We start from the raw sequence: 25446 nt of genomic DNA, 5'->3' as shown, positions 1-25446 counted from the left end.
CGGTCAGGGGGTGCGCGCCCTGACCAGCCACAGGTCCATCGCCGGGGTGCGCAGCCGCCGCGGCAGCGGAGGCAGCCACCTGCACGCCCCCGCCGCGATCTCGCGGTGCAGGGCGGCCGAAGCGCTCCACCCGTGCCGCGCCAGCAGCCCCGCCGGATCGCGCAGAGCCCCCACGAACGGCACGCCCCGCAGCGCCATCTCCCGCAGGAACGGCTGCATCACCGGATCCCGCAGGAACCGCTCGTGCGGCACGTCGAACGTCAGCCACGACCCCGGCGCCGCCAGCGCGCTGACCGAGTCCAGCACCGCGTGGGTCTGGGCCGGGGTCAGGTAGTAGAAGAGGCCGTCGGCGATCCAGCAGGCGGGCTCGGAGACGGAGAACCCGGCCGCGACCAGCGCCGGGGCCCAGTCGAGCCGGAGGTCGGCCTCGACCACCCGCACGTCGCAGCGCGCGCCGAACCCGGCCGCGGCCAGCAGTTCCGCCTTGCCGTCCAGCTGGCCGGGCAGGTCCACCTCGTAGTAGACGAGCGAGGGCTCGACGGGCAGCCGGTAGGCGCGGGCGTCGGTGCCGGATCCGAGGCAGACGGCCTGCCGTACCCCGGAGGAGAGCAGCGTGAGGTCGCCCAGCCGCGCGCGCAGCGGCACCACCGCGGACGGCAGCGCGTCGGCGCGCACGGTGTCGACGCCCGCCTCGGAGGCCGGGGTGACGAAGACGGCCGCGCACGGATCGTCCAGGTACGCATCGGGCTGGGCGTGTTCGCGGGCACGCAGCACGGCCATCCAGTCGCTGGTGAGCTTGACCGGCTCGGACCCCATCGCCCACGACCCTTCGCATCCGAAGAATGACTCAGGGTAATAGTGCCTGGTGGCGGCGGCGGAAACCAGTCCGGGATCAGAGCTTCTTGCGCGCCCGGGTGGCGCCCAGGCTGGCCGCGACCACGCAGATGACCGCCGCCCACTCGCGGAGGTGCAGGATCTCGCCCAGCACCACCAGCCCGATCATGGCCGCCACGGCGGGCTCCAGGCTCATCAGGATTCCGAACACGTGCTTGGGCATCCGGCGCAATGCCTGCAGCTCCAGCGAGTACGGGATCACCGACGACAGCAGCCCGACCCCCAGCCCGATCAGCAGCACCTCGGGCTGCAGCAGGTCGGCCCCGCCGGCGGTGACGCCGACCGGCGCGACCACCACCGCCGAGACCACCATGGCCAGCGACAGCCCGGTGGCGCCGGAGAAGCGCTGCCCGGCCGCCGCCGACAGCAGGATGTACCCCGCCCAGCAGGCCCCGGCCACCAGCGCGAAGCCGATGCCGGCCCAGCTGACCGAGGTCGACTGCCCCCAGGGCGCGAGCAGGACGACGCCGCCCCCGGCCAGGAGCACCCACAACAGGTCGAGCCGCCGTCGCGAGGCCGCCACCGCGACCCCCAGCGGCCCCAGGAACTCGATCGCCACCGCGATCCCCATGGGCAACCGGGCCAGAGCCTCGTAGAACGTCAGGTTCATGAGCGCCAGCGTGCCGCCGAAGCCGACCACGACGGCCCAGTCACGCCTGGTCATGCCCCGCAGCCGCGGCCGCGCGACGGCGGTGATGATCAGCGCCCCCGCCGCGATGCGCAGGAACACCATGGCGCTCGGCGGCAGCAGGTGGAACAGGTCCTTGGCGAACCCGGCGCCCAGCTGGACGGAGACGATGGCCAGCAGCACGAGCCCGGACGGCGGGATCGAGTCGGCGGCCGTGCGCAACAGACCGCCCGGTCCCGGTACGCGGGCCTTGGAGCGGTCGAATGGGTCATCAAGTGCAAAGGCGGTCAAAGGGACTCCTCAGGTCGTCGTCAGAGGGTACTCACGACGACCGACACAAACCGAGCCCGGGTGTCACTCCCAGCGGAACGTGCGCGAGGCCAGCCCCAGCGTGAGCACCGCCCAGACCACCAGGACGGCCAGCGCGCCGAGCGGCAGCGCGGCTCCGTCGCGCAGCACCGCGCGCAGGCCGCCGGTCAGCGCCGAGATCGGCAGCAGCTCAAGCGCCGAGCGCAGCCCCTCGGGGAACTTCGACAGGGGGAACACCACCCCGCCCGCCCCCAGGAGCACGAGATAGACGAGGTTGGCCGCGGCCAGCGTCGCCTCCGCGCGCAGCACCCCCGCCATGAGCAGGCCCAGCCCGCTGAAGGCCGCGGTGCCGAGCAGCACCAGCAGGGCCGCCCCCAGGAACGAGCCCTGCGGCCGCCAGCCGAGCGCCAGCGCCACGGCCACGATGACCACCACCTGCAGGGCCTCCACCGCGAGTACGGCCAGCGTCTTGGCCAGCATGAGCCCGGCCCGCGACAGCGGCGTGGCCCCGAGCCGCTTCAGCACGCCGTAGCGGCGCTCGAAGCCGGTCGCGATCGCCTGCCCGGTGAACGCCGTGGACATCACGGCCAGGGCCAGCACGCCGGGGGCCAGGAAGTCGACCCTGCTCCCGCCCCCGATGTCGATCAGCGGCGCCAGCGAGAAGCCCGCGAGCAGGAGCACCGGAATGATCAGCGTGAGCAGCAGCTGCTCGCCGTTGCGCAGGATGGCCCGCACCTCGGCTCCCGCCTGCGCCAGCACCATCCTGGGCAGCGGCGCCGCGCCGGGCGCCGGAGTGAGGTCAAGGGTGGTCATCGCAGTTCGCGTCCCGTCAGTTCGAGGAAGACGTCCTCCAGCGTGCGGCGCTCGATGCGCAGGTCGTCGGCGGTGACGCCCTCGGCGGCGCACCAGGCGGTGACCGTGGCCAGCAGCTCGGGCCCGACCTGGCCCTCGAGGATGTAGTGGCCGGCCGGGGACTCCTTGGCGGCGCTGCCGGCCGGCAGCGCGTTGAGCAGTTCCTCCAGCGCCAGGCCTGGACGGGCGCGGAAACGCAGCTGCCGCTCGGCGCCGGTGAGCTGGGCGGGGCTGCCCTCGGCCACGACCTGGCCCCGGTCGATGATGACGACGTGGTCGGACAGGCGCTCGGCCTCGTCCATGTGATGGGTGGTGAGCACCACGGAGACCCCGGCCGCGCGCAGGTCGCCGACCAGGTCCCAGCAGCCGTGCCTGGCCTGCGGGTCGAGCCCGGCGGTCGGCTCGTCGAGGAAGACCAGCTCGGGGCGGCCGACGACCGCCGCGGCCAGGGACAGGCGCTGCTGCTGGCCGCCGGAGAGCCTGCGGTAGGGGGTGCGGGCGTGCTCGGCCAGCCCGAGGCGTACCAGAAGGGCCTGCGGGTCGAGGGGGCGGGCGTAGAAGCGCGAGACCAGCCGCAGCCACTCGCCGCAGCGCATCGCGGGCGGGACGCCGCCCGCCTGGAGCATGACGCCCACCCGGGGGCGCAGCGCGTGGGTGCGCGGATCGGCGCCGAGCACGCGGACGGTGCCGGCGTCGGCGCGCCTGAAGCCCTCGCAGATCTCGATCGTGGAGGTCTTGCCCGCGCCGTTGGGGCCGAGGATCGCGGTGACCGCGCCGCGCGCCGCCGAGAGCGTGAGGCCGTCGATCGCCGTGGTGGCGCCGTAGCGCTTGACCAGTTCGATGATCTCGACGGCTGGGGAATCCATGGCAAGAGTCTAGGGACTGCCCGCGGTGGTCCGGGCTTCGACCTGGCAGTGCGTAAAGGCTTGCGGACGAACCCGTCAAGTCGCCGGACGGGTGAGACGGGACGTGATTGGGTGATTGTGGTCCATCTCACAGAAGGAGGGGGAAGTGTCAGTACGCAGCGCTTATGATCCAGGCGTTCCCTGCTGGGTGGATCTGTCGACCACCGATGTGGCGGCCGCGGTCGGCTTCTACGGCGAGCTGCTCGGGTGGCGGGCCGAGATGGCGGAGGACCCGGCCGCGGGCGGTTACGGGCAGTTCTACGTCGGCGACAAGGTCGTGGCCGGCGTCGGCCCGATCCAGGCGCCGGGCATGCCGCCGGTCTGGAACATGTACGTCTCCACCGACGACGCGGCGGCGGTCGCCGACCGGGTCAAGAACGCGGGCGGCACGGTCTTCGCCGAGCCGTTCGCGGTGTTCGAAGAGGGCACGATGGCGGTCTTCCAGGGCCCCGACGGCGGCTTCTTCAGTGTCTGGCAGCCCGGCAACCACCACGGAGCGGCGCTGGTCAACGAACCGGGCGCGTACTGCTGGAACGAGCTCGTCAGCCGCGACGTCGAGGCGGCCACCCGCTTCTACGCCGAGGTCTTCGGCTGGCGGCCCCACGCGCAGCAGATGGGCGAGATCGCCTACACCGAGTGGTACAACGGCGAGAACAGCGTCGCGGGCATGATGCCCATGGGTGAGGAGTACCCGCCGCAGGTCCCGTCCTACTGGGGCACCTACTTCGCCGTGGCCGACCTCGACGCCACGATCGCCAAGGCCCGTGAGAAGGGGGCCACGGTCCTCGTGGACAGGATGGACGCGCCGCCCGGCCCGTTCGGCGTGCTCACCGATCCGCAGGGAGCGGCGTTCAACGTCATCCAACTTCGTGAAAATTCCTGAAATAGGGAATTAGGGCGACCTAATCCCCGTTCCACCCCTCGGCCCTCGTGGGCCATCGGCCTGCGAGGGAGAGGGGATCACGCATGTCCGTGGCAGAGGCCACGCCGGCGATCGAGGTCAGGAAAGAACGCCGCGGACTGCTCCTGGTGATCCTGGGCGCGCTGAGCGCCATCGGACCGCTGTCCATCGACATGTACCTGCCCGCGCTCCCGGCCATCTCCGGCGAGATGATGTCGGCCCCGGCGCAGGTCCAGCTCACCCTCACCGCCTGTCTCATCGGCGTCTCCGTCGGCCAGGTGCTGGCCGGGCCGCTGAGCGACGTACGCGGGCGCCGCGGGCCGCTGCTCGTGGGCGTCGGCGGGTTCGCGCTGGCCTCGCTGCTGTGCGCCTTCGCCCCGAACGTGCCGGCGCTGATCGCGCTGCGCCTGCTGCAGGGCGTGCTCGGCGGCGCCGCGCTGGTGATCGTCCGCGCTGTGGTGCGCGACCTGTACGACGGGGCGGCCATCGCCCGCATCTTCGCCACCCTCATGCTCGTCAGCGGCCTCGCGCCGATCCTGGCCCCGATCGCCGGCGCGCAACTGCTGGCGTTCACCTCCTGGCGCGGCGTCTTCGTCGCGCTGAGCCTGCTCGGCCTGGCGCTGCTGCTCGCGGTCATCCCCGGCGTCAAGGAGACGCTCCCCGCCGACCAGCGGGAGAGCGGCGGGCTCCGGCACACCGCGATGACGTTCTGGCGCCTGCTGCGCGACCGCGCCTTCATGGCCAGCGCGCTGACCGCCGGCCTGGCCTTCGCCGCCATGTTCGCCTACATCTCCGGCTCGCCGTTCGTCCTGCAGGGCGTCTACCAGGCCACGCCGCAGCAGTACTCGCTCATCTTCGGGCTCAACGCCCTCGGCCTGACCGTCATGGCGCAGGTCGGCGGGCGCCTGGCCGGACGCGTCCGCCCGGCGCTCCTGGTCCGTGTCGGCCTGGTCGTCACGCTGGCGGGCGGTGTGCTGCTCGTCGCCGCCGCCACCGCGGGGCAAGGCCCTGGCGGCCTCGGCGGCCTCGGCGGCATCGTGGCGGGGCTGTTCGTCATCATGTGCGGGCAGGGCCTCGTGCTGCCGGGCACCGGCGCGCTCGCCCTCGCCAGCCAGCCCCCGCAGGTGGCCGGCAGCGCCTCGGCGCTGCTCGGGGTGCTGCAGTTCGCCCTCGGCGCGGTCGCCGCGCCGCTGGTGGGACTCGCCGGATCCGGTACGGCGGTGCCGATGGCGAGCGTCATGCTCGGCCTCATCCTGGCCTCCGGAGTGGCGTTCACCCTGCTCCGGCGTGGAGTTAGGTAAGGCTACCCTGCGTGAGAAATTGCATTCTCCGCATCTCCGGAACCGTTTGTGAACGGGGAAGGAATTACGGCACACTGATGTTGTGAAAAACGTGACCTCCTCGATCGAGCCAGGAAGCGAGCGCAGCACACGCGCCCGCGTGGCCCGGCTGATCCTGGAGCACGGTCCCATCACGGCCGCCGCGCTCGGCGAGCGGCTCGGGCTCACGCCCGCAGCCGTCCGACGCCATCTCGACGCGCTGCTGACCGACGGGATGATAGAGCCTCGCACCGTGCGGCCGCGCGGGCAGCGCGGCAGAGGGCGGCCGGCCAAGCTGTTCGCCATCACCGACGCGGGGCGCAGTGCTTTCGAGCACGCCTATGACGACCTGGCCGGCAGCGCGCTGCGTTTCCTGGCCGAGCGCATGGGTGAGGAAGCGGTGACCGAGTTCGCCCGCTCGCAGGTCAAGAGCCTGCTGCAGCGGCTTGAGCCGGTCATGGCGACGGTGCCGGAGGACCAGCGGGTGCACGTGCTGGCCCAGGCGCTGTCGGCAGAGGGTTACGCCGCCTCGGCCAGCAAGGCCAAGTCCGGCGGCGACCAGCTCTGCCAGCACCACTGCCCGGTGGCACACGCGGCGGCGGAGTTCCCGCAGCTGTGTGAGGCCGAGACGGAGGCGTTCGCGCAGCTGCTCGGCACCCCGGTGCAACGCCTGGCCACCATCGCACACGGCGACGGGGTCTGCACCACGCATGTGAGCCCCGTTCGGATACAGGGAACGCATCCGCTCGCCCAGCGCAATGAGCGAGGAGCGGTGCGCGACCCATTGGACACTGAGAGCAAGGAGACCGGAAGGTGACTGTCACCGACCGCCCGGAGCTGGAAGGCCTCGGGAATTACAAGTTCGGCTGGGCCGACTCGGACGCGGCGGGCGCGGCCGCCAAGCGCGGCCTGTCCGAGGAGGTCGTCCGCAACATCTCCGCGCTCAAGAACGAGCCGGAGTGGATGCTCGACCTGCGTCTGAAGGGCCTGCGGCTGTTCGGCAAGAAGCCGCTGCCCACCTGGGGCTCCGACCTCACCGGCATCGACTTCGACAACATCAAGTACTTCGTGCGCTCCACCGAGAAGCAGGCCGCTTCCTGGGAAGAGCTGCCCGAGGACATCAAGAACACCTATGACCGGCTCGGCATCCCCGAGGCCGAGAAGCAGCGCCTCATCGCCGGCGTCGCCGCCCAGTACGAGTCCGAGGTCGTCTACCACAAGATCCGTGAGGACCTTGAGGAAAAGGGCGTCATCTTCGTCGACACCGACACGGGCCTGAAGGAGCACGAGGAGCTCTTCAAGGAGTACTTCGGCTCGGTCATCCCGGTCGGCGACAACAAGTTCGCCGCGCTCAACACGGCGACCTGGTCCGGCGGCTCCTTCATCTACGTGCCCCCGAACGTCAACGTCGAGATCCCGCTGCAGGCCTACTTCCGGATCAACACCGAGAACATGGGCCAGTTCGAGCGCACGCTGATCATCGTCGACGAGAACTCCTACGTTCACTACGTCGAGGGCTGTACCGCGCCGATCTACTCCAGCGACTCGCTGCACTCCGCGGTCGTCGAGATCATCGTGAAGAAGGGTGCCCGCTGCCGTTACACGACCATCCAGAACTGGTCGAACAACGTCTACAACCTGGTCACCAAGCGCGCCGTCGCCTACGAGGGCGCCACCATGGAGTGGATCGACGGCAACATCGGCTCCAAGGTCACGATGAAGTACCCGGCCGTCTACCTCATGGGCGAGCACGCCAAGGGCGAGACCCTGTCGGTCGCGTTCGCGGGCGAGGGCCAGCACCAGGACGCCGGATCCAAGATGGTCCACCTGGCGCCCCACACCTCCTCCAGCGTCATCTCCAAGTCGGTGGCGCGCGGCGGCGGCCGTACCTCCTACCGCGGTCTGGTGCAGATCGAGGAGGGCGCCCACGGCAGCGCGAGCACGGTCAAGTGCGACGCGCTCCTGGTCGACCAGATCAGCCGCTCCGACACCTACCCCTACGTCGACGTCCGCGAGGACGACGTCTCGATGGGTCACGAGGCCACGGTCTCCAAGGTCAGCGAGGACCAGCTGTTCTACCTCATGAGCCGCGGGCTCGGTGAGGACGAGGCGATGGCGATGATCGTGCGCGGCTTCGTCGAGCCGATCGCCCGCGAGCTCCCCATGGAGTACGCCCTCGAACTGAACCGCCTGATCGAGCTGCAGATGGAAGGAGCCGTCGGCTGATGGGCCTGAACGAGAAGCCCCTGTCGACCCTGCACGAGAAGTCCTCCTACAACCTGGACGACTTCGAGGTGCCCACGGGCCGCGAGGAGCAGTGGCGCTTCACGCCGCTGTCCCGTCTCAAGGGCCTGCACAACGGCACCGCCGCTGCCTCCGGCCACGTGATCGTGGACGTCGACGCGGCCCCCGAGGTCACCGTGGAGACGGTCGGCCGCGACGACGCCCGGGTCGGCAAGGCGTACGTGCCCGCCGACCGGGTCAGCGCGCAGGCCTACAACTCCTTCGAGAAGGCCACGGTCATCACCGTGCCGCGCGAGGCCGTCGTCTCCAAGGAGACGGTCATCACGCTCACCGGCTCCGGCGACGGCGCCACCTACGGTCACATCGTGATCAAGGTGGAGCCGATGGCCGAGGCCGTGGTCGTGCTCGACCACAAGGGCAGCGCGGTCTACGCCGACAACGTCGAGTTCGTGGTCGGCGACGGCGCCACGCTGAAGGTCGTCAGCCTGCAGGACTGGGCCGCCGACGCCGTGCACGTCTCCCACCACCACGCCCAGCTCGCCAAGGACGCGACCTTCCGCAGCTTCGTGGTGACGCTCGGCGGTGACCTGGTACGCCTGTCGCCCAGCGTCTCCTACACCGGCCCCGGCGGCGACGCCGACATGTCGGGCGTGTACTTCGTCGACGCCAAGCAGCACCTGGAGCACCGCCTCCTGGTCGACCACTCCGAGCCCAACTGCAAGAGCAACGTGGACTACCGCGGCGCCCTGCAGGGCGAGGAGGCGCACGCCGTCTGGATCGGCGACGTGATCATCCGCGTGGCGGCCGAGGGCACCGACACCTACGAGCTCAACCGCAACCTCATCCTCACCGACGGCGCCCGCGCCGACTCGGTGCCGAACCTGGAGATCCTCACCGGCGAGGTCGCCGGGGCGGGCCACGCCTCCACCTCGGGCCGCCTGGACGACGAGCACCTGTTCTACCTCCAGGCCCGCGGCATCCCCTTCGACGAGGCCCGCCGCCTGGTCATCAGGGGCTTCCTCGGCCAGCTGATCGAGAAGATCGAGGTCGAGGCGATCCGCGAGCGCGTGATGAACGCGGTGGAAGCGGAGCTCGCGCGGTGAGCTACCAGAAGGTCTGCAGGGTGGGTGACATTCCCGACTCGGGGGTCATCGCCGTCGAGGTGGGCGAGACGCCGGTCGCGCTCGTGCGCAAGGGCGCGGAGGTCTTCGCACTGCACGACATCTGCTCACACGCCGAGGTCAAGCTCAGCGAGGGCGAGGTCTACGACGACACCCTCGAATGCTGGCTGCACGGATCGTGCTTCGACATCCGCAGCGGCAAGCCGACCGGTCCGCCGGCCACCAAGCCCGTGAACGTCTACACAGTGAAGATCGATGGCGATGACGTGCTCGTCTCGCTCTCGAAGGAGTCATAAATGAGCACTCTCGAAATCCGCGAGCTGAAGGTCGCCGTCGAGGACAAGGAAATCCTGCGCGGCGTCAACCTCACCGTGAAGTCGGGCGAGACCCACGCCATCATGGGCCCCAACGGCTCGGGCAAGTCGACGCTGGCCTACGCCATCGCCGGCCACCCGAAGTACACCATCACCGGCGGCCAGGTGCTGCTCGACGGTGTCGACCTGCTGGAGCTGACGGTCGACGAGCGGGCCCGCGCCGGCCTGTTCCTGGCCATGCAGTACCCGGTCGAGGTCCCCGGCGTCTCGGTCTCCAACTTCCTGCGCTCGGCCGTCACCGCGATCCGCGGCGAGGCGCCGAAGCTGCGTGAGTTCGCCAAGGACCTCAAGGGCGGCATGGACGCGCTGGCCATCGACGCGGCCTTCGCCCAGCGCAACCTCAACGAGGGCTTCTCCGGCGGCGAGAAGAAGCGCCACGAGATCCTCCAGCTCGAACTGCTCAAGCCGAAGATCGCGGTGCTCGACGAGACCGACTCCGGCCTCGACGTCGACGCCCTGCGCGTGGTGTCGGAGGGCATCAACCGCTTCCGCGCCACCGGCGAGACCGGCGTCCTGCTGATCACGCACTACACCCGCATCCTGCGGTACGTGAAGCCCGACTTCGTGCACGTCTTCGCCAACGGCAAGATCGTCGAGGAGGGTGGCCCCGAGCTGGCCGACAAGCTGGAGGCCGAGGGCTACGAGGCCTACACGAAGGCTGCCGTCTAATGTCGGCGGCCTTCGACGTGGAGAGGATCAGGAAGGACTTCCCGGTCCTCTCCCGCGAGCTGCCCGGCGGCCGGTCGCTGGTCTATCTCGACTCGGGCAACTCCTCGCAGAAGCCGGCGCAGGTCGTCGAGACCATGCGCGAGCACCTGGCGATGCACTACAGCAACGTCGGCCGGGCCATGCACGTGCTCGGCGCGGAGTCCACCCAGGCTTATGAGGACGCCCGTGACAAGGTCGCGGCCTTCCTCGGCGCGCCCTCGCGCGACGAGGTGGTCTTCACCAAGAACGCCTCCGAGGCGCTCAACCTGGTCGCCTACAGCTTCGGCAACAGGACGAACGAGGACCCGCGCTTCACCATGGGTCCCGGCGACGAGATCGTCATCTCGGAGATGGAGCACCACTCCAACATCGTGCCGTGGCAGATGCTGGCCCAGCGCACCGGCGCCACCCTGAAGTGGTTCGGCGTCACCGAAGAGGGCCGGCTGGACCTGTCGGGCGAGGTCATCACCGAGCGCACGAAGATCGTCTCGATCGCGCACCAGTCGAACGTGCTCGGCACCGTCAACCCCGTCGCGCCCGTGCTCAAGCGGGCCCGCGAGGCCGGCGCGCTGGTCATGCTCGACGCCTCCCAGTCGGTCCCGCACCACCCGGTGGACGTGGCCGCGCTGGGCGTCGACTTCGTGGCCTTCACCGGCCACAAGATGCTCGGCCCTTCCGGCATCGGCGTGCTCTGGGCCCGCGGCGAACTGCTGGAGGCCATGCCCCCGTTCCTGGGCGGCGGCGAGATGATCGAGGCGGTCTGGATGGACCACTCGACCTACGCGCCCTACCCGCACAAGTTCGAGGCCGGTACGCCGCCGATCGTCGAGGCCATCGGTCTCGGCGCCGCCGTCGACTACCTCGCGGCCGCCGGGATGGAGGCCATCGAGGCGCACGAGCGCGCCCTGACCGCCCACGCTCTCGACGCGCTGGCCGAGGTCCCGTCGCTGCGGCTCATCGGCCCCTCCACGCTGGAGGAGCGCGGCGGGACCGTCGCTTTCACGCTTGAGGGGATTCATCCGCACGACGTGGGGCAGATCCTCGACGACGAGTTCGGCATCGCGGTACGCGTCGGGCACCACTGCGCCCGGCCGCTTCACCTGCGCTTCGGAATACCCGCGACCACGCGGGCGTCGTTCTACCTGTACAACACCACGGGCGAGATCGACGCCCTGGTGCGCGGCCTCCATCACGTCCAGAAGGTGTTCGCATAGTCATGATCGGCGAGTCGATGTACCAGGAGCTGATCCTGGAGCACTATAAGCACCCGCAGGGCCGGGGGCTGCGCGAGCCGTACGATGCCGAGGTTCACCACGTGAACCCGACGTGCGGCGACGAGATCACGCTCCGGGTGAAGCTCGGCGACGGCGGCAAGATCGAGGACGTGTCCTACGACGGCCAGGGCTGCTCCATCAGCCAGGCCGCCGCGTCGGTGCTGCACGAGCTGACCACCGGTTCGACCGTCACCGAGACGTTGTCCGTGGTCGATGAGTTCACCCGTCTCATGCAGGGCAGGGGACAGGTGGAGGCGGACGAGGACGTGCTGGGCGACGCCGTCGCCTTCGCCGGGGTCGCCAAGTTCCCGGCGCGGGTCAAGTGCGCGCTGCTGTCGTGGATGGCCTACAAAGACGCTGTGGTGAGGAGTGCCTCGTGAGTAAGCCAACGCAGACCCCGACGCAGGGGTATGACGGTGAGGCCACCGTCGAGGAGGTCATGGAGGCCCTGAAGGACGTCGTGGACCCCGAGCTCGGGATCAACGTCGTCGACCTCGGCCTGATCTACGGCCTCCACCTCGACCCGGCCGAGGGCGCCACCGCGCCCGTGGCCACCATCGACATGACCCTGACCAGCGCCGCCTGTCCGCTGACCGATGTCATCGAGGACCAGGCGCACTCGGCGCTCGACGGCATGGTCTCCGACGTGAAGATCAACTGGGTCTGGCTCCCGCCGTGGGGCCCGGACAAGATCACCGACGAGGGGCGCGAGCAGCTCCGTATGCTAGGCTTCAACGTCTGATCCCCAAGGGTCTGACTTTTTCTTGTGCTGCACGGCTGACGCAGCCCGCGTCAGCCGCTTCAGCGTGCCAGGGCGGGAATAGATCGATCTCCTCCCGTGTTGGCCACCACGTGCACCTGACGCATCATCTCGCGTCTTCAGCCGCCTGCGCCGGCACCGGGTGCGCGTAGACGACCGCCTCCATCAAGGCGGGCACGTCCCCACCCCGAGGTGTTTTCTCTGCACAGGTACGGCGCTGCCGTACGCCCCGGCTCGTCCTTTCGCAGAAGTGACGCGCCACTTCGACCGAAAGGCACGATTTTCCGTGACCATGCTTGACGTTGTCCTGCCCGAAACCTCCCCGGAGTCGGGTCCGTCCGAGTTCGAGCTGCTGGGCCTGCCCGCGCCGATCGTGAACGGCCTCACCCGTATGGGCATCAACGCCCCGTTCCCCATCCAGAGCGCCACCATCCCGGACGTGCTGGCGGGTCACGACGTGCTCGGCCGCGGCCAGACCGGCTCCGGCAAGACCCTGGCCTTCGGCCTGCCGACGATGGTCCGCATCGCCGGCGACCGGCCCAAGCCGAAGCACCCGCGCGCCATGATCCTCGTTCCCACCCGTGAGCTCGCCCTCCAGGTGCACGACGCCCTCGAACCCCTCGGCCGCGGCCTCGGCCTGCGCATGAAGGTCGTCGTCGGCGGCATGTCCATGGGCAAGCAGGTCGAGGCGCTGCGCCGCGGCATCGACCTCGTCATCGCCACCCCCGGCCGCCTCGGCGACCTCATCCGCCAGGGTGAGTGTTCGCTGTCGGAGGTCGAGGTCAGCGTCCTGGACGAGGCCGACCACATGTGCGACCTCGGCTTCTTCCCCGTCGTCACGGACCTGCTCTCGCAGACCGCGCCCGGCGGCCAGCGCCTGCTGTTCTCGGCCACGCTCGACGGCGACGTCGACAAGCTGGTGCGGAAGTTCCTGAAGGACCCGATCACCCACTCCGTGGCCCCGGCGACCTCCCCGGTCGACACCATGGAGCACCACGTGCTGCAGGTGACCCGCGACGAGAAGTTCGACGTGACCGCCGAGATCGCCAACCGCGAGGGCCGCACGATCATCTTCGTCCGCACCCAGCACGGCGTGGACCGGCTGTGCAAGCAGCTGGCCCGGGTCGGCGTGCGCTCCGGCGGCCTGCACGGCGGCAAGCGCCAGAACCAGCGCACCCGCATCCTGGCGGAGTTCCGTGAGGGCTCCGTCAACGTCCTGGTCTGCACCGACGTGGCCGCCCGCGGCATCCACGTCGACAACATCAGCCTGGTGCTGCACGTGGACCCGCCGCAGGACCACAAGTCCTACCTCCACCGCGGTGGCCGTACGGCCCGCGCGGGGGAGAAGGGCACCGTCGTCACCCTGGTGCTGCCCAACGAGCGGCGCTCGACCGACCAGCTGACCCGGCGCGCGGGCATCCACCCGTTCCGCCTCAAGGCCGCTCCCGGCAACTCCCGGGTGGCCGAGGTCACCGGCGCCCGCGTTCCCAGCGGCGAGCCGATCCCGGTCTGGGAGCCGGACGTCCGCAAGCCGCTGCGTCCCCGCCGCGAGGGCGGCCACGGCGGCGAGCGTCGCGGCCGTCGCGGCGACCGTTCCTACGGACGTCGTCCCGAGGGCGGTGACCGCCCCGCCGGCGGCCGCCGTCACGAGGACGGCGAGCGTTACCCGAAGCGCCACTTCGACGGCGGCCCCCGCACGGCCGGCGAGAACCGCCCCGAGCGTGAGGACCGCGGTCAGGGCGGCGGCGGCTTCCGTTCGGGCGAGCGCTCCGGCGACCGCGGTCCCCGTGGGGGCGGCTTCCGCTCCGACGACCGCGGCCGTGGTGGCTACCGTTCGGACAACCGTCAGGGCTACCGGTCCGACGACCGTCAGGGCCCTCGTTCCGACGACCGCGGCGGCTTCCGCTCCGGCGAGGACCGCGGTCCCCGTGGTGGCGGGTTCCGCTCCGACGACCGTCAGGCTCCCCGTTCCGACGACCGTGGCTTCCGCTCGGACGACCGTGGTGGTTTCCGCTCTGACGACCGTGGCGCTCGTGGTGGCTCCTTCCGCTCCGACGACCGGGGCTCGCGTCCCTTCCGCGCCGACGACCGCGGCCCGCGCGGTGGCGCGTTCCGTGCCGACGACCGTGGCGAGCGCCGTCCGTTCTCGGCCGACCGCGGCGAGCGTCCCCGTGACGGTTACCGCTCCGGCAACACCGGCAACTCCGGCCGCCGCTACGGCCGCTGACCCCGGCCGCCGGGCCTGACGCCCGGCGCGCCTCCTGAGATCCCGGCCGATCAGCGCGATCGGCCGGGATTTTCGCATTCCGGTACGGCCCGCCCGCGGTAACCCGCGAAGCCGTGACTGGCTGTGCCCGCCGTTCCCCCGCAGGAGGCACGGCGGGCCGCAGCGCCCCGTTGTGTCCGTGCGCCCTGAGGCGCACTCCCCCGACACAGCCGCGAGCGTAGCGCCGAGCGCTTTCGATTCGTTATCGACGGACCGAAACCAGGGCGTCTCGGGTCGCGGACGCCGCACGTACCAAGCCGCCGCGAACGTTAGGCTGGAGCCGCATGTCAGCCGACCGACGAGAGAGATCATGAAGACCTTCGAAGAGCTGTTCGCCGAGCTGTCAGACAAGGCACGCCTGCGCCCCGAGGGATCGGGCACCGTGGCGGCGCTCGACGCCGGCGTCCATGCCATCGGCAAGAAGGTCGTGGAGGAGGCGGCGGAGAGCTGGATGGCCGCCGAGCACGAGTCGAAGGACCGCGCCGCAGAAGAGATCTCTCAGCTGCTGTACCACGTGCAGGTGCTGATGATCGCCCGGGGTATCGGGCTGGACGAGGTTTACAAGCACCTGTAGGGGGTTGACCACTGATGTTGCGGCTTGCCGTACCGAACAAGGGCGCGCTCAGCGAAGCGGCCCAGACCATGCTCAAGGAGGCCGGCTACCGGCCCCGCCGCGACAGCAAGGAACTGGTCGTCGTCGACACCGACAGTTCCTGCGAGCTGTTCTTCCTGCGCCCGCGGGACATCGCCGTCTATGTCGGCGAGGGCACGCTCGACGCCGGCATCACCGGGCGCGACATGCTCATCGACTCCGGCGCGCAGGTCGAGGAGGTGATGCCGCTCGGGTTCGGCGGCTCCACCTTCCGGCTGGCGGCGAGCAGCGGGCAGATGAGCTCCGTGCAGGACCTCAAGGGGCTGCGCGTGGCCACCGCGTACCCGGGGCTGCTGGAGAAGTACCTGGCCGAGTGCGACGTCGACGCCCGCGTGATCAAGCTCGACGGCGCCGTCGAGACGGCCATCAGGCTCGGCGTGGCCGACGCGGTCGCCGACGTCGTCGAGACCGGCACCACCCTGCGCAACGTGGGGCTGGAGGTGTTCGGCGAGCCGATCATGCGCTCGGAGGGCGTGCTGATCAGGGGCCGCGAGGGCGCGGGCGCCCCCGGGCTCGAACAGGTCGTGCGCCGCCTGCAGGGCGTCATCCACGCGCGCGACTACGTGATGATGGACTACGACATCCGCGCCGAGCGGATAGAGGAGGCCATCGCGCTGACCCCCGGCATGGAGGGCCCGACGGTCTCCCCGCTCCACCGCGAGGGCTGGGTGGCGGTACGCGCCATGGTCCGGCGCAAGGGGCACCAGCACGTGATGGACGAGCTGTGGGACATCGGCGCCCGGGCCATCCTGGTCACCGACATCTACGCCTGCAGGCTGTAGCCAGGGGATCTCCCGGCGACCACCGCGCCGCCGGGAGATCCTAGCGCAGGGCCGCGACCGCCTTGACCGCCCGGTCGACCTCCTCGGGCGTGTTCATGATCGTGGTCCCGAGCCGCAGCAGAGACTCGCGGTACGGGGTGCTGCTGGCCACGATCCGGTGCTGCTCGCGCAGCCTGCCCACCGCCTCGTACGGGCTGGCGATCCCGTCCACCTCCATGCACACCAGCCCCGCCGACAGCTCGGGCGCGACCGGCGTGGCCAGCTTGACGTGGGCGACCCCGGCCAGGCCGCTCTTGAGCCGGGTGGCCAGTTCCTGGATGCGGGCCTGGACCCGGTCCTTGCCGATCGCCTCCTGGAAGGCGAAGGCGGCGCCGGCCGCCCAGCGGTGCTCGAACGCCTTGTAACCACCGGGAGTGAAGTACTCGGCGGTGACCGGCTGCTGCGAGGACCCCTCGAAGAAGTAGTCGAAACTGGCCTGACCGAAACTCGGGATCAACGGCACGATCGCCTCCCACGCCCGTCCCCACACGATGCCGGTGCCGCGCGGCCCGCACAGCCACTTGTGGGTGCCGCTGGCCAGGAAGTCACAGCCGAGGTCCTCCGCGCCGTCGGCCATGGCGCCGAAGCCGTGCACGCCGTCCACGCACAGCAGCGCCCGGTCCTTGTCCTCGCGGCCCTTGTTGGCCTCGGCGACGACCGCGGCCATCTCCTTGACCGGCAGCCGCACGCCGGTGCTTGAGTGCACCCAGGTGACGGCGACGATCCTGGTCTTCGGGCCGATCGCCTTGCGCAGCCGGCCGGCGATCTCGTCCACGGAGGCCTTGGCGGGCTCGTCGTACAGGCGCACCCTGCGTACGGCGGCGCCGGTGCGCTCGGTACGCAGCCGCAGCGCCTCGTGCGTGGCCAGGAAGTCGTGCTCGGTGGTCAGCACGTCCTGGCCGGGCAGGAGCCTGATGCCGCCGTACAGGAGGGCCAGGCCCATCGTGGTGCTGTCGGTGAGCACGATCTGGGCGGGGGCGCCGCCCAGGTAGCGTGCCGCGGCCTCGCGTACGGCCTGGTCGGGGTTGCCCCCGGCGGGAAGGTACTCGGGATCGGCGTCCAGCCCCCTGCGGTGCTCCTCGATCGCGCGGCGGACCTCGGCGGGGTGGCGGGCCAGCACGAACGCGGCGAAGTCGGCACGATCCTTCGGCAGGTCGAACTGGGCGCGCACCGACGCCCAGTCGTCGGCCTTGAGCGGTGGCGCCGGACTGCCGCCGGTCGGGGCGGCGGCCGGGGGAGCGGAGGTGCACGCGCCTGCCCCGGCCAGGAGTCCGGCGCTGAGCAGGGCCCGTCTGTTCAGCTGCTTGCTCACGCCTCCTGCTTACCCGCACGCGAGGCCGCGAGACAGGGCCGATCCATCACGGTTTCACGACATGTCAGGCCTTGGAGACATGCCGGATCAAGTCGGAGACGCGGACGATGCCCAGGCAGCGGTTCAGCTCGTCGGTCACCACCAGGTCGTCGTACACGCGCATCGAGTCGCGCCCCGCCGCCTGCATGGCCGCCACCGCCGGGGTGGTCCGCGGCACCGTCCTCGGCGGGTCGGCCAGCCGGTGGGCGGGCTTCTTGCCGTGCAGCGCGTGCCCGTAGCGCGCCGCGAACGACAGCAGGAACCGGCTGCGGTCCAGGCTCCCCTTGGGCCGCTGGTACTCGTCGACCAGGATCACGCTGGAGATCGACGGCTCGTGCCCGAACGCCGCGACCACGTCCTCGGCGTTGGCCTGGGCGGGCAGCGTCACCGCCGGCAGCAGCAGCTCCTGCACCCGCGGCCCCAGCATGAACGCCTCGGGAGTCTCCTCGGGCGCGGGCAGCGGCACCCGCACCCGCCCGTCGGGTCCCGGGGCCAGCAGCGGCCCGTAGGCCAGCCGTACGCCGCAGTTGCGCGCCGCGCCCAGCTCCGCCTCGTCCTCGACGCCGGGCGCCAGCACATGCGCTCCCAGCCCGCGGGCCAGCGTCGCGGTCGCGCGCGCCACCGCGACGCTGCGGTGGTCGCGCGGCATCCGCGCGACCAGCTCCGTCTCCAGCAGCAGCAGGTACGGCGAGGCCTGCGACACCAGATCCAGCGGCACGCCGCCGGACCCGCTGAAGGCCAGCAGGTATCCGTGGGCCCGCAGCCCGTCGAGGCCGACCTTGAACACGTCCTTCTCGGTCTCCCCACACGTACCCCGGAGGGTGAGCACCACCTCCCGCGGGTGCCGGCCGGCCCGGCGGAGCGCTTCGTGGAGCGGGGCCAGCGCGCCGGCGCCGTTCAGGACCACCTGGACGGGCAGGTCGAGCAGCAGCGGCAGCGGTCCCTGAGGGATGCTGTCTGTGGCGTGCGTCGCGATGACCGCCCCCGTGTCAAGATCTACAACAGGGGCTGTGAACTGGGAAGACACGCCAAAATGATCCGCCCGGCAAGCGGTGCGGCATAAGTGCCGGGAAACGAAGTTCACCGACATTTCAGCAGGTGTTCCTTACCACCGAACCCCTGAATTGGCCACCCCCAACTCCCGCCCACGCCTGGAACCCACCCCACCTGCACCCCAGGCCCCACCACCCCCGCCGGCCCCCTGTAAGACCCTCACGCCCCAGCCCCCACCCACCCTGACCAGAACCCCGCCCAAGCCCCAACGGCCCCTGACCAGAACCCCAAACACAACCCCATCCCCAGCCTCCACCCGTCACCTGCCACGAGGCGGAGCGTGCCGGACAACACGTGCCGCACGAGAGAGCCATGCTCGGGGCATGCCCTGGGGGGAGGCGCTGACGCAGAGGCAAGAGTGCGCTGGCGCGGGAACTGTCCGAGGGCAAAGCAAGGGCGCGGGCACGGCGCCGGGGCAGGGAGGTAGGTTGCCCACGGAGGTGGGTGACGAAGGGTCGTTGCGGTGGGGACCACGTCCGACGTGAGAAGCGACCCCCACGATCGGCGCCGGCGCACGGCGGCGGGTGGCGGGTGGGCGGCGACAGCCGTAAGGGATAGGCGTCCATAAGGGAGAACAGGAGAGCGCGGATGGGGCCGGCGCGGGGTGGGGGGAGATGGGTGGCGGTCGCGCCTGGGCGGTTGAACAGGTGGATCGATGGGTTCGTCGACCGGCATGGGGCGTTCGAGGCCAGTGGGGATGACCTGGTCGTGCGGCTGCGGGCCGAGGACGGGGCGCTGGCGGAGATGCACGTGCCGTTTCCGCCGCTGGTCCAGGGGGCGCCGTTCGTGTCGAGGTTCGTGGCGCATGCTCAGCGTGAGCGGCGGGTGGGTGTGGTGCTGGTGCGGCTCGGCGGGTATGCGGCGGGGGTGTTCCAGGGGAGCGAGCTGGTCGCGTCCAAGGTGGGGTCGCGGCTGGTGCAGGGGCGTACGGCGGCCGGCGGCTGGTCGCAGCAGCGGTTCGCCAGGCGGCGCGCGCTCCAGGCGAACCAGGCGTTCGAGGCGGCGGCCGAGACGGCGCTGCGGGTGCTGACGCCGCACCTGGACGGGCTGGAGGCCGTGGTGTTCGGGGGCGACAGGAAGGCCGCCGACGCGCTCAGGGCCGATCGGCGGCTGGCGCCGCTGGTGGCGCTGGAGGTGGAGCCGTTCCTGGTGGTGCCCGATCCCAGGCTGGCGGTACTGAAGGAGGCTCCGGAGCAGTTCCGCGCGGTGCGCATCCGGGTTGTGGACCCCGAGCCCGGTGGCCACGCGGGACCGTAGACTGGCCGCATGCACACTCCCGGTTAACCGGCGCAAGCATGCCCACGTCTCCGACGTCCTTTCCTAGCCCGGGAGCGTCCTTTCAACCATGATCCTTGCTACTGACATCGAGCTGCGCGCCGGTGCGCGTCTGCTGATCGAGAAGGCCAACTTCCGCGTCAATCCAGGCGACAAGATCGGACTTGTCGGCCGGAACGGGGCGGGCAAGACCACGTTGACCAAGGTGCTGGCGGGTGAGGGCCTGCCCGCCGCGGGCACGGTCACGACGACGGGCGCGGTCGGCTACCTGCCGCAGGACCCGCGTACCGGCGACCTGCAGGTGCTGGCGCGCGACCGCATCCTGTCGGCGCGCGGCCTGGACGAGGTGCTGCGCAAGCTGCACCAGGCGGAGCTGGCGATGTCCTCCGCCGACGACAAGACCCGCGAGAAGGCTGTGCGCAGGTACGGCAGGCTCGAGGACCAGATGCACGTCCTGGGCGGCTACGCGGCCGAGGCGGAGGCGGCCTCGATCGCCTCCAGCCTGGGCCTGCCGGACCGGGTCCTGAAGCAGCCGCTCGAAACGCTCTCGGGCGGCCAGCGCAGACGCGTGGAATTGGCACGCATTCTTTTCAGCGGAGCGGAAACTCTCCTTCTCGACGAGCCGACAAACCACCTTGATGCAGACTCAATCGGGTGGCTTCGTGATTTTTTGCGATCACATCACGGCGGGTTGGTGATCATCAGTCACGACGTCGGTCTTCTTGAAGCGACGGTCAACAAGGTCCTCCACCTCGACGCCAACCGCTGCGTGATCGACCACTACAACGTCGGCTGGAAGGCCTATCTGGACCAGCGCGAGACCGACGAGAAGCGCCGCAAGCGCGAGCGGGCCAACGCCGAGAAGCAGGCGGGCGCGCTGCTGGCGCAGGCCGACAAGATGCGCGCCAAGGCCACCAAGGCCAAGGCCGCCCAGGACATGATGCGCCGCGCCAACCGCCTGCTGGCCGGCACCGAGGAGGAGCGCCAGAGCGACAAGGTCGCCAAGCTGCGCTTTCCCGACCCCTCCCCGTGCGGCAAGACGCCGCTGCAGGCCGTGGACCTGTCGAAGTCCTACGGCTCGCTTGAGGTCTTCACCGACGTCGACGTGGCCATCGACCGAGGTCACCGGGTCGTCATCCTCGGGCTCAACGGCGCGGGCAAGACCACGCTGCTGCGCATCCTCGGCGGCGTCGAGGATGCCGACACCGGCGAGATCCGCCCGGGCCACGGCCTCAAGATCGGCTACTACGCCCAGGAGCACGAGACCCTGGACGCCGATCGCACCCTCTTGGAGAACATGCGCTCGGCCGGCGGGGAGTTCACCGACACCGAGCTGAGAAAGGTCCTCGGATCTTTCCTGTTCACCGGCGACGACGTTGACAAGCCGGCGGGGGTGCTGTCAGGAGGGGAGAAAACTCGGCTGGCCCTTGCGCTGCTGGTGTTGTCGAGCGCCAACGTCCTCCTCCTGGACGAGCCCACTAACAACCTCGACCCCGTCTCCAGGGAGCAAGTCCTCACCGCTTTGCGGTCGTATTCAGGAGCAATCGTCCTGGTTACCCATGACGAGGGTGCCGTTGATGCTCTTTCACCGGATAGGGTGATCTTGCTACCAGACGGAACTGAAGACGCGTGGAGCGAGGAATTTTCCGATCTTGTGGCACTCGCCTGATCTGAATTTGAGTGGGTACGGATCTTTTCCCGTGGAGTAGGTAGCCGATCCCGCTGAAATGACTGATCATGGCGGTGTAACGCTGCGGAAGTCTGGCACTACAGGAGGTACTCGTGGCCGAGACTCTGAAGAAAGGCACCCGGGTGACCGGGGCCGACCGCGACAAGCTGGCCGGTGATCTCAAGAAGCGCTACGCCGCGGGTGAGAGCATCCGCGCCCTGGCCGCTTCGACCGGTCGCTCCTACGGGTTCATCCACCGCATCCTCAGCGAGTCCGGAGTGACTCTGCGCGGGCGCGGCGGGGCGACCCGAGGCAAGTCCAAGCGCTAAGGCCGCCTCGGAACGTCGCGACCGCAGCCGCTTCGTCTCCAGTCGACCGGCCGTCGCGCCCGGGTCAGAATCTTATTCTGTAAGCTCGGGCGCGACGGCACAGCGACGGATCGGAGCGAGGCGATGGCGGAAGCGAAGGCGCCTTATCAGCGCGGGGGGAGTGCGAGGGACGCCTCTTTCGAGGAGGCGGGCCTGCGCTTCGAGGTGGACGGTGAGATTGCCACGATCACGCTCGCACGACCGGAGAAGCGGAACGCGCAAACGTTCGCGACCTGGTCGGCACTGGCCGGCATCGGCGACAGCCTGCCGGAGCGGGTACGCGTCGTCGTGGTGAGAGGTGAGGGACCGTCCTTCTCGGCAGGGATCGACCTACGCATGTTCACCCCTGAGGGGGTTCCGGGACAGGGCTCGTTCAGCTCTGTGGCCCGGCAGGATCAGGACACGTTCGACAAGGGGATCGAACGAGCACAGCAGGGCTTCCTGTGGTTGCGCCGTCCGGAGATCGTCTCGATCGCGGCCGTTCAGGGCCATGCGATCGGCGCCGGATTCCAGCTCGCGCTCGCCTGCGATCTACGGATCGTGGCCGATGACGTCAAATTCTGCATGAAGGAGCCCGCACTGGGCCTGGTCCCCGACCTGACCGGCACCAAGCCGCTGGTCGAGCTGGTGGGCCTCGCCAAGGCGAAGGACCTGTGCCTGACCGCCCGCGTCGTCGGCGCGGAGGAGGCCTTCCGGATCGGCCTGGCCGAACAGGTCGTCGAACCGGGTGAGCTGGCGAAAGCCGTACAGGAGAAGGTCGCGCAGCTGCTGTCGACCAACAGGGAAGCGGCCGCGGCGACCAAGCGTCTCCTCCAGGGGGCGCAGACGCGCACCCTGGAGGAGCAGAGTGCCGCCGAGCGGACCGAGCAGGCGGCGCGGATCCGGGAGTTGTTCGCCGGGAGCTGAGAGGGGAACAGCCGCAGACGCCCACGTGCTGACCAGACAATGGCGATGATGGGTGGCGGGTTCGGCCCGCAGGCGATGCGCTCGCTGCGCCGTGACGAGTCGGTCATGGACCAGCGGCTGACGCCTGGCACCGTGCGGCGCATCGCCTCCTACGCGCGGCCGTACAAGAAGCAGATCACCGCGTTCCTGTTGCTGGTCGTGGCGGGCGCGGTGATCGTGGTGGCCAACCCGCTGCTCATGAAGGCCATCATCGACGACGGCATCCTGCCCAAGCGGCCGGGCGTGGTGATCGCGCTGGCCGTCTCGATCGCCGCGCTGGCCCTGCTGGACGCCGGGCTGACGCTGGCGCAGCGCTGGTTCTCCTCGCGCATCGGCGAGGGCCTCATCTACAACCTGCGCACCGAGGTCTTCGACCACGTGCAGCGCATGCCGGTGGCCTTCTTCATGCGCGCCCAGACCGGCGCGCTGGTCTCCCGCCTCAACACCGACGTCATCGGCGCCCAGCGCGCCCTGACGAGCACGCTGTCGTCGGTGGTGTCCAACGTCATCAGCCTCCTGCTCGTGCTCGGCGCCATGCTCGCGCTGTCGTGGCAGGTCACGCTGGTCGCGCTGGTGCTGCTGCCGGTCTTCATCGTGCCCGCCAAATGGGTGGGCCGCCGCATGTCCGTGCTGACGCGCGAGCAGATGCGGCTCGACGCCGAGATGAGCTCGGTGATGACCGAGCGTTTCAACGTGGCGGGCGCGATGGTCGCCAAGCTGTACGGCCGGCCGCAGGAGGAGACCGACCTGTTCGGCAAGAGGGCGGCCAGGGTGCGCGACGTCGGCGTGACCGTCGGCATGTACGGCACCGTCTTCCGGGTCGCGCTCGGCCTGGTCGCCGCCCTGGCCACCGCGCTGGTCTACGGCATCGGCGGCGTCATGGCCACCCGCGACGTCTTCGAGCTCGGCACGCTGGTCGCCCTGGCCGCGCTGCTCATGCGCCTGTACGGCCCGCTGACCTCGCTGTCCAATGTGCACGTGGACGTGATGACGGCGCTGGTCAGCTTCGACCGGGTCTTCGAGGTGCTCGACCTCAGGCCGATGGTCGCCGAGAAGCCCGAGGCCAGGCCGCTGCCCGACGGGCCGGTCACGATCACCTTCGACGACGTGCACTTCCGCTACCCGGCCGCCGAGGAGGTCTCGCTGGCCTCCCTGGAGTCGGTGGCCCGCCAGGACACAGGCCCGTCGCACCCGGTGCTCAAGGGCGTCTCGTTCACCGCCGAGCCGGGACAGCTCATCGCCCTCGTCGGCCCCTCGGGAGCGGGCAAGACCACGATCACCTCGCTGGTCTCGCGCCTATATGACGTGAACGAGGGCGCGGTGCGCGTCAACGGCGTCGACGTGCGCGAGGCCACGCTGGCCTCGCTGCATGACACCGTGGGCGTCGTCATGCAGGACGCGCACCTCTTCCACGACACCATCGGCGCCAACCTTCTCTACGCCAGGCCCGGCGCCGAGGAGGAGGAGATCTGGGAGGCGCTGCGCGCGGCGCAGATCGCCGACCTGGTCGAGGCGCTGCCCGACCGGCTCGACACCGTCGTCGGCGACCGGGGCTACCGGCTGTCCGGCGGGGAGAAGCAGCGCCTCGCGCTGGCCCGGCTGCTGCTGAAGGCGCCGCGCGTGGTCGTGCTGGACGAGGCCACCGCCCACCTCGACTCCGAGTCGGAGTCGGCCGTGCAGCAGGCGCTGAAGACGGCGCTGGCCGGGCGTACCTCGCTGGTCATCGCCCACCGGCTGTCGACGATCCGCGAGGCCGACACGATCCTCGTCGTCCAGGACGGCCGCATCGCCGAGCGCGGCGGGCACGACGAACTGCTGGAGCGCGGCGGGCTGTACGCCGAGCTCTACCGCACCCAGTTCAGCTCGACAGGTAGCCCAAGCGTGTGAGCTCCTGCCTGGCGACCTTCTCCACCAGGGCCAGGTCGTCGGGGCGCAGGCCGGAGCGCCAGGAGCCGACCTTCGGGGTGGGCCGGCCGTACAGGGCGACCTTCGACACGCGCGTCTCCAGAAACTCCGACACCGACGCGATCGTCTGCGCGGGCCGCAGCACGAGGTCCTCGTAGCGCAACGTCAGCAGCTGCTCGGCGGGCAGGTCGCGGCGCAGGGAGGCGCTCAGGCGCACGGCGCTGCGCCAGCGCAGCGCCGACTTGCCCGCGGCCGGCATGTCCTTCCAGCGCTCGCGGTGCTCGTCGCGGCTGAGCCCCAGGAACGCGTTCGGGAACTCGGTGCCCTCGGCCAGCATCACCGGACGGAACCAGGCCAGGCACGACGGGTCGGCCAGCATGTCCACCGCGACGTCGCGGCCGTCGCGGATCAGCTGCAGGAACCGGGCGTCGGGGAAGGCCTGCCGCAGCACCGGCGCGCTGTAGAGCAGGTCGGGGCTGGCGTCGCCGAAGCGGGTCACGGTGTTGGTGGCCACGCACGGGCCGAGCCCGGTCACGCCGCCAGCCTCGCGGCAGGTCTCCGGGCACAGCCCGCACGAGCCGCGCAGCACCTGCCACGACTCGGCCAGCGAGTCGCGCAGCACGCGGACGGCTCCCGGACCACCGGCGATGGACGGTTTGCGGGCGAAGGCGTAGACGACGTTGGCCACGCAGGCCCTGCCCGTCGTCACGTGGAAGCCGGGGGAACGTTTCAACGCGCGGGCGAGCAGGTCCGTACCCGAATGCGGAGCTCCGAGCAGGAACACCGGGCGGCGGACCTTGATGCCGTTGACCACGAGGATGTGAGGCGGAAGTCGCATACGGCATCCAAGTG

25 protein-coding genes are annotated in these 25446 nt (G+C 70.4%); 18 read left to right on the top strand and 7 right to left on the bottom strand.

Annotation, left to right across the window (positions count from 1 at the left end; genetic code table 11):
* Window positions 1-3: 3 nt before the first annotated feature.
* The 4 genes from ACFWYW_RS46020 to ACFWYW_RS46005 all read right to left on the bottom strand — a co-directional run bounded on the left by ACFWYW_RS46020 (window position 4) and on the right by ACFWYW_RS46005 (window position 3549).
* Complete coding sequence (locus tag ACFWYW_RS46020) at window positions 4-816, bottom strand: class I SAM-dependent methyltransferase (protein WP_379617679.1); 813 nt, start codon at window positions 814-816, stop codon at window positions 4-6.
* A 76-nt stretch (window positions 817-892) separates the two neighbouring features.
* Window positions 893-1813 carry a DMT family transporter gene (locus ACFWYW_RS46015; protein ID WP_379617681.1) on the bottom strand — a complete coding sequence of 307 codons (921 nt, stop codon included), beginning with the start codon at window positions 1811-1813 and terminating at the stop codon, window positions 893-895.
* Window positions 1814-1876: 63 nt separating this feature from the next.
* On the bottom strand, window positions 1877-2644 hold the full coding sequence (locus ACFWYW_RS46010) for an ABC transporter permease (RefSeq protein ID WP_379617683.1): 768 nt from the start codon (window positions 2642-2644) through the stop codon (window positions 1877-1879).
* A complete protein-coding gene (locus ACFWYW_RS46005; protein WP_379617685.1) occupies window positions 2641-3549 on the bottom strand; it encodes an ABC transporter ATP-binding protein in 909 nt (302 codons plus the stop codon). Before ACFWYW_RS46005 ends, ACFWYW_RS46010 begins: the two co-directional genes overlap by 4 nt.
* A gap of 145 nt (window positions 3550-3694) precedes the next feature.
* Here ACFWYW_RS46005 and ACFWYW_RS46000 point away from each other — a divergent pair, with 145 nt between their 5' ends.
* From ACFWYW_RS46000 to hisG, 13 genes are all read left to right on the top strand, one after another.
* Window positions 3695-4471 carry a VOC family protein gene (locus tag ACFWYW_RS46000; RefSeq protein WP_379617687.1) on the top strand — a complete coding sequence of 259 codons (777 nt, stop codon included), beginning with the start codon at window positions 3695-3697 and terminating at the stop codon, window positions 4469-4471.
* Window positions 4472-4554: 83 nt separating this feature from the next.
* Window positions 4555-5790, top strand: a complete 1236-nt coding sequence (locus ACFWYW_RS45995) for a multidrug effflux MFS transporter (RefSeq protein ID WP_379617689.1) — start codon at window positions 4555-4557, stop codon at window positions 5788-5790.
* Between the two features lie 82 nt (window positions 5791-5872).
* A complete protein-coding gene (locus ACFWYW_RS45990; protein WP_379617691.1) occupies window positions 5873-6625 on the top strand; it encodes a helix-turn-helix transcriptional regulator in 753 nt (250 codons plus the stop codon).
* On the top strand, window positions 6622-8034 hold the full coding sequence (gene sufB, locus ACFWYW_RS45985) for a Fe-S cluster assembly protein SufB (RefSeq protein ID WP_379617693.1): 1413 nt from the start codon (window positions 6622-6624) through the stop codon (window positions 8032-8034). The genes ACFWYW_RS45990 and sufB overlap by 4 nt, the downstream gene beginning before the upstream one ends.
* Complete coding sequence (gene sufD, locus ACFWYW_RS45980) at window positions 8034-9155, top strand: Fe-S cluster assembly protein SufD (protein WP_379617695.1); 1122 nt, start codon at window positions 8034-8036, stop codon at window positions 9153-9155. Before sufB ends, sufD begins: the two co-directional genes overlap by 1 nt.
* On the top strand, window positions 9152-9469 hold the full coding sequence (locus ACFWYW_RS45975; protein WP_379617697.1) for a non-heme iron oxygenase ferredoxin subunit: 318 nt from the start codon (window positions 9152-9154) through the stop codon (window positions 9467-9469). The genes sufD and ACFWYW_RS45975 overlap by 4 nt, the downstream gene beginning before the upstream one ends.
* On the top strand, window positions 9470-10216 hold the full coding sequence (gene sufC, locus ACFWYW_RS45970; RefSeq protein ID WP_379617699.1) for a Fe-S cluster assembly ATPase SufC: 747 nt from the start codon (window positions 9470-9472) through the stop codon (window positions 10214-10216).
* Entirely contained in the window at window positions 10216-11469 is a 1254-nt protein-coding gene (locus ACFWYW_RS45965) for a cysteine desulfurase (RefSeq protein ID WP_379617701.1), read from the top strand. The genes sufC and ACFWYW_RS45965 overlap by 1 nt, the downstream gene beginning before the upstream one ends.
* A gap of 2 nt (window positions 11470-11471) precedes the next feature.
* The gene (sufU, locus tag ACFWYW_RS45960) at window positions 11472-11909 is read left to right on the top strand and encodes a Fe-S cluster assembly sulfur transfer protein SufU (protein ID WP_379617703.1); all 438 of its coding nucleotides are present in this window, start codon (window positions 11472-11474) and stop codon (window positions 11907-11909) included.
* Complete coding sequence (locus tag ACFWYW_RS45955) at window positions 11906-12271, top strand: metal-sulfur cluster assembly factor (protein WP_379617705.1); 366 nt, start codon at window positions 11906-11908, stop codon at window positions 12269-12271. The genes sufU and ACFWYW_RS45955 overlap by 4 nt, the downstream gene beginning before the upstream one ends.
* 310 nt (window positions 12272-12581) lie before the next feature.
* Window positions 12582-14516, top strand: coding sequence for a DEAD/DEAH box helicase (locus ACFWYW_RS45950; protein ID WP_379639195.1), 1935 nt, complete (start codon window positions 12582-12584; stop codon window positions 14514-14516).
* Between the two features lie 349 nt (window positions 14517-14865).
* Complete coding sequence (locus ACFWYW_RS45945; protein WP_184974198.1) at window positions 14866-15129, top strand: phosphoribosyl-ATP diphosphatase; 264 nt, start codon at window positions 14866-14868, stop codon at window positions 15127-15129.
* A 14-nt stretch (window positions 15130-15143) separates the two neighbouring features.
* Window positions 15144-15989, top strand: coding sequence for an ATP phosphoribosyltransferase (gene hisG / locus ACFWYW_RS45940; protein WP_379617710.1), 846 nt, complete (start codon window positions 15144-15146; stop codon window positions 15987-15989).
* A gap of 40 nt (window positions 15990-16029) precedes the next feature.
* Here the strand turns inward: hisG and ACFWYW_RS45935 are convergent, their stop codons facing one another.
* Both ACFWYW_RS45935 and ACFWYW_RS45930 read right to left on the bottom strand, forming a co-directional pair.
* The gene (locus ACFWYW_RS45935; RefSeq protein ID WP_379617712.1) at window positions 16030-17340 is read right to left on the bottom strand and encodes an aminotransferase class V-fold PLP-dependent enzyme; all 1311 of its coding nucleotides are present in this window, start codon (window positions 17338-17340) and stop codon (window positions 16030-16032) included.
* 64 nt (window positions 17341-17404) lie between these two features.
* A complete protein-coding gene (locus ACFWYW_RS45930) occupies window positions 17405-18406 on the bottom strand; it encodes an EAL domain-containing protein (RefSeq protein WP_379639192.1) in 1002 nt (333 codons plus the stop codon).
* Between the two features lie 614 nt (window positions 18407-19020).
* Here ACFWYW_RS45930 and ACFWYW_RS45925 point away from each other — a divergent pair.
* The 5 genes from ACFWYW_RS45925 (at window position 19021) to ACFWYW_RS45905 (ending at window position 24576) form a co-directional block, all read left to right on the top strand.
* A complete protein-coding gene (locus ACFWYW_RS45925; protein ID WP_379617716.1) occupies window positions 19021-19689 on the top strand; it encodes an acVLRF1 family peptidyl-tRNA hydrolase in 669 nt (222 codons plus the stop codon).
* Between the two features lie 88 nt (window positions 19690-19777).
* On the top strand, window positions 19778-21376 hold the full coding sequence (locus tag ACFWYW_RS45920) for an ABC-F family ATP-binding cassette domain-containing protein (protein ID WP_379617718.1): 1599 nt from the start codon (window positions 19778-19780) through the stop codon (window positions 21374-21376).
* Window positions 21377-21489: 113 nt separating this feature from the next.
* Window positions 21490-21705, top strand: a complete 216-nt coding sequence (locus ACFWYW_RS45915) for a helix-turn-helix domain-containing protein (protein ID WP_157247547.1) — start codon at window positions 21490-21492, stop codon at window positions 21703-21705.
* A 123-nt stretch (window positions 21706-21828) separates the two neighbouring features.
* Window positions 21829-22650 (top strand): enoyl-CoA hydratase/isomerase family protein, encoded by an 822-nt coding sequence (locus tag ACFWYW_RS45910; protein ID WP_379617721.1) that lies wholly within the window; start codon window positions 21829-21831, stop codon window positions 22648-22650.
* A 39-nt stretch (window positions 22651-22689) separates the two neighbouring features.
* Window positions 22690-24576, top strand: a complete 1887-nt coding sequence (locus ACFWYW_RS45905; RefSeq protein ID WP_379617723.1) for an ABC transporter ATP-binding protein — start codon at window positions 22690-22692, stop codon at window positions 24574-24576.
* Here the strand turns inward: ACFWYW_RS45905 and ACFWYW_RS45900 are convergent.
* The gene (locus tag ACFWYW_RS45900) at window positions 24548-25432 is read right to left on the bottom strand and encodes a sulfotransferase family protein (protein WP_379617726.1); all 885 of its coding nucleotides are present in this window, start codon (window positions 25430-25432) and stop codon (window positions 24548-24550) included. The genes ACFWYW_RS45905 and ACFWYW_RS45900 overlap by 29 nt on opposite strands.
* Window positions 25433-25446: the final 14 nt, after the last annotated feature.

It is taken from the genome of Nonomuraea sp. NPDC059023 (assembly GCF_042740095.1).
Taxonomy (GTDB): domain Bacteria; phylum Actinomycetota; class Actinomycetes; order Streptosporangiales; family Streptosporangiaceae; genus Nonomuraea.
The sequence above is the reverse complement of the archived record's forward strand: the minus strand, read 5'-3'. Positions and strand labels throughout refer to the sequence as shown.

What these genes read in the sequence shown, in the direction of transcription:
- ACFWYW_RS46010 (WP_379617683.1), bottom strand. Translation starts at nt 2,644, where the DNA reads ATGACCACCCTTGACCTCACTCCGGCGCCCGGCGCGGCGCCGCTGCCC.
- sufD (WP_379617695.1), top strand. Translation starts at nt 8,034, where the DNA reads ATGGGCCTGAACGAGAAGCCCCTGTCGACCCTGCACGAGAAGTCCTCC.
- ACFWYW_RS45945 (WP_184974198.1), top strand. Translation starts at nt 14,866, where the DNA reads ATGAAGACCTTCGAAGAGCTGTTCGCCGAGCTGTCAGACAAGGCACGC.
- ACFWYW_RS45925 (WP_379617716.1), top strand. Translation starts at nt 19,021, where the DNA reads ATGGGGCCGGCGCGGGGTGGGGGGAGATGGGTGGCGGTCGCGCCTGGG.
- ACFWYW_RS45950 (WP_379639195.1), top strand. Translation starts at nt 12,582, where the DNA reads ATGCTTGACGTTGTCCTGCCCGAAACCTCCCCGGAGTCGGGTCCGTCC.
- ACFWYW_RS45920 (WP_379617718.1), top strand. Translation starts at nt 19,778, where the DNA reads ATGATCCTTGCTACTGACATCGAGCTGCGCGCCGGTGCGCGTCTGCTG.
- sufU (WP_379617703.1), top strand. Translation starts at nt 11,472, where the DNA reads ATGATCGGCGAGTCGATGTACCAGGAGCTGATCCTGGAGCACTATAAG.
- ACFWYW_RS45910 (WP_379617721.1), top strand. Translation starts at nt 21,829, where the DNA reads ATGGCGGAAGCGAAGGCGCCTTATCAGCGCGGGGGGAGTGCGAGGGAC.
- ACFWYW_RS45995 (WP_379617689.1), top strand. Translation starts at nt 4,555, where the DNA reads ATGTCCGTGGCAGAGGCCACGCCGGCGATCGAGGTCAGGAAAGAACGC.
- ACFWYW_RS46005 (WP_379617685.1), bottom strand. Translation starts at nt 3,549, where the DNA reads ATGGATTCCCCAGCCGTCGAGATCATCGAACTGGTCAAGCGCTACGGC.
- ACFWYW_RS45900 (WP_379617726.1), bottom strand. Translation starts at nt 25,432, where the DNA reads ATGCGACTTCCGCCTCACATCCTCGTGGTCAACGGCATCAAGGTCCGC.
- ACFWYW_RS45965 (WP_379617701.1), top strand. Translation starts at nt 10,216, where the DNA reads ATGTCGGCGGCCTTCGACGTGGAGAGGATCAGGAAGGACTTCCCGGTC.
- ACFWYW_RS45905 (WP_379617723.1), top strand. Translation starts at nt 22,690, where the DNA reads ATGGCGATGATGGGTGGCGGGTTCGGCCCGCAGGCGATGCGCTCGCTG.
- hisG (WP_379617710.1), top strand. Translation starts at nt 15,144, where the DNA reads ATGTTGCGGCTTGCCGTACCGAACAAGGGCGCGCTCAGCGAAGCGGCC.
- sufC (WP_379617699.1), top strand. Translation starts at nt 9,470, where the DNA reads ATGAGCACTCTCGAAATCCGCGAGCTGAAGGTCGCCGTCGAGGACAAG.
- ACFWYW_RS46020 (WP_379617679.1), bottom strand. Translation starts at nt 816, where the DNA reads ATGGGGTCCGAGCCGGTCAAGCTCACCAGCGACTGGATGGCCGTGCTG.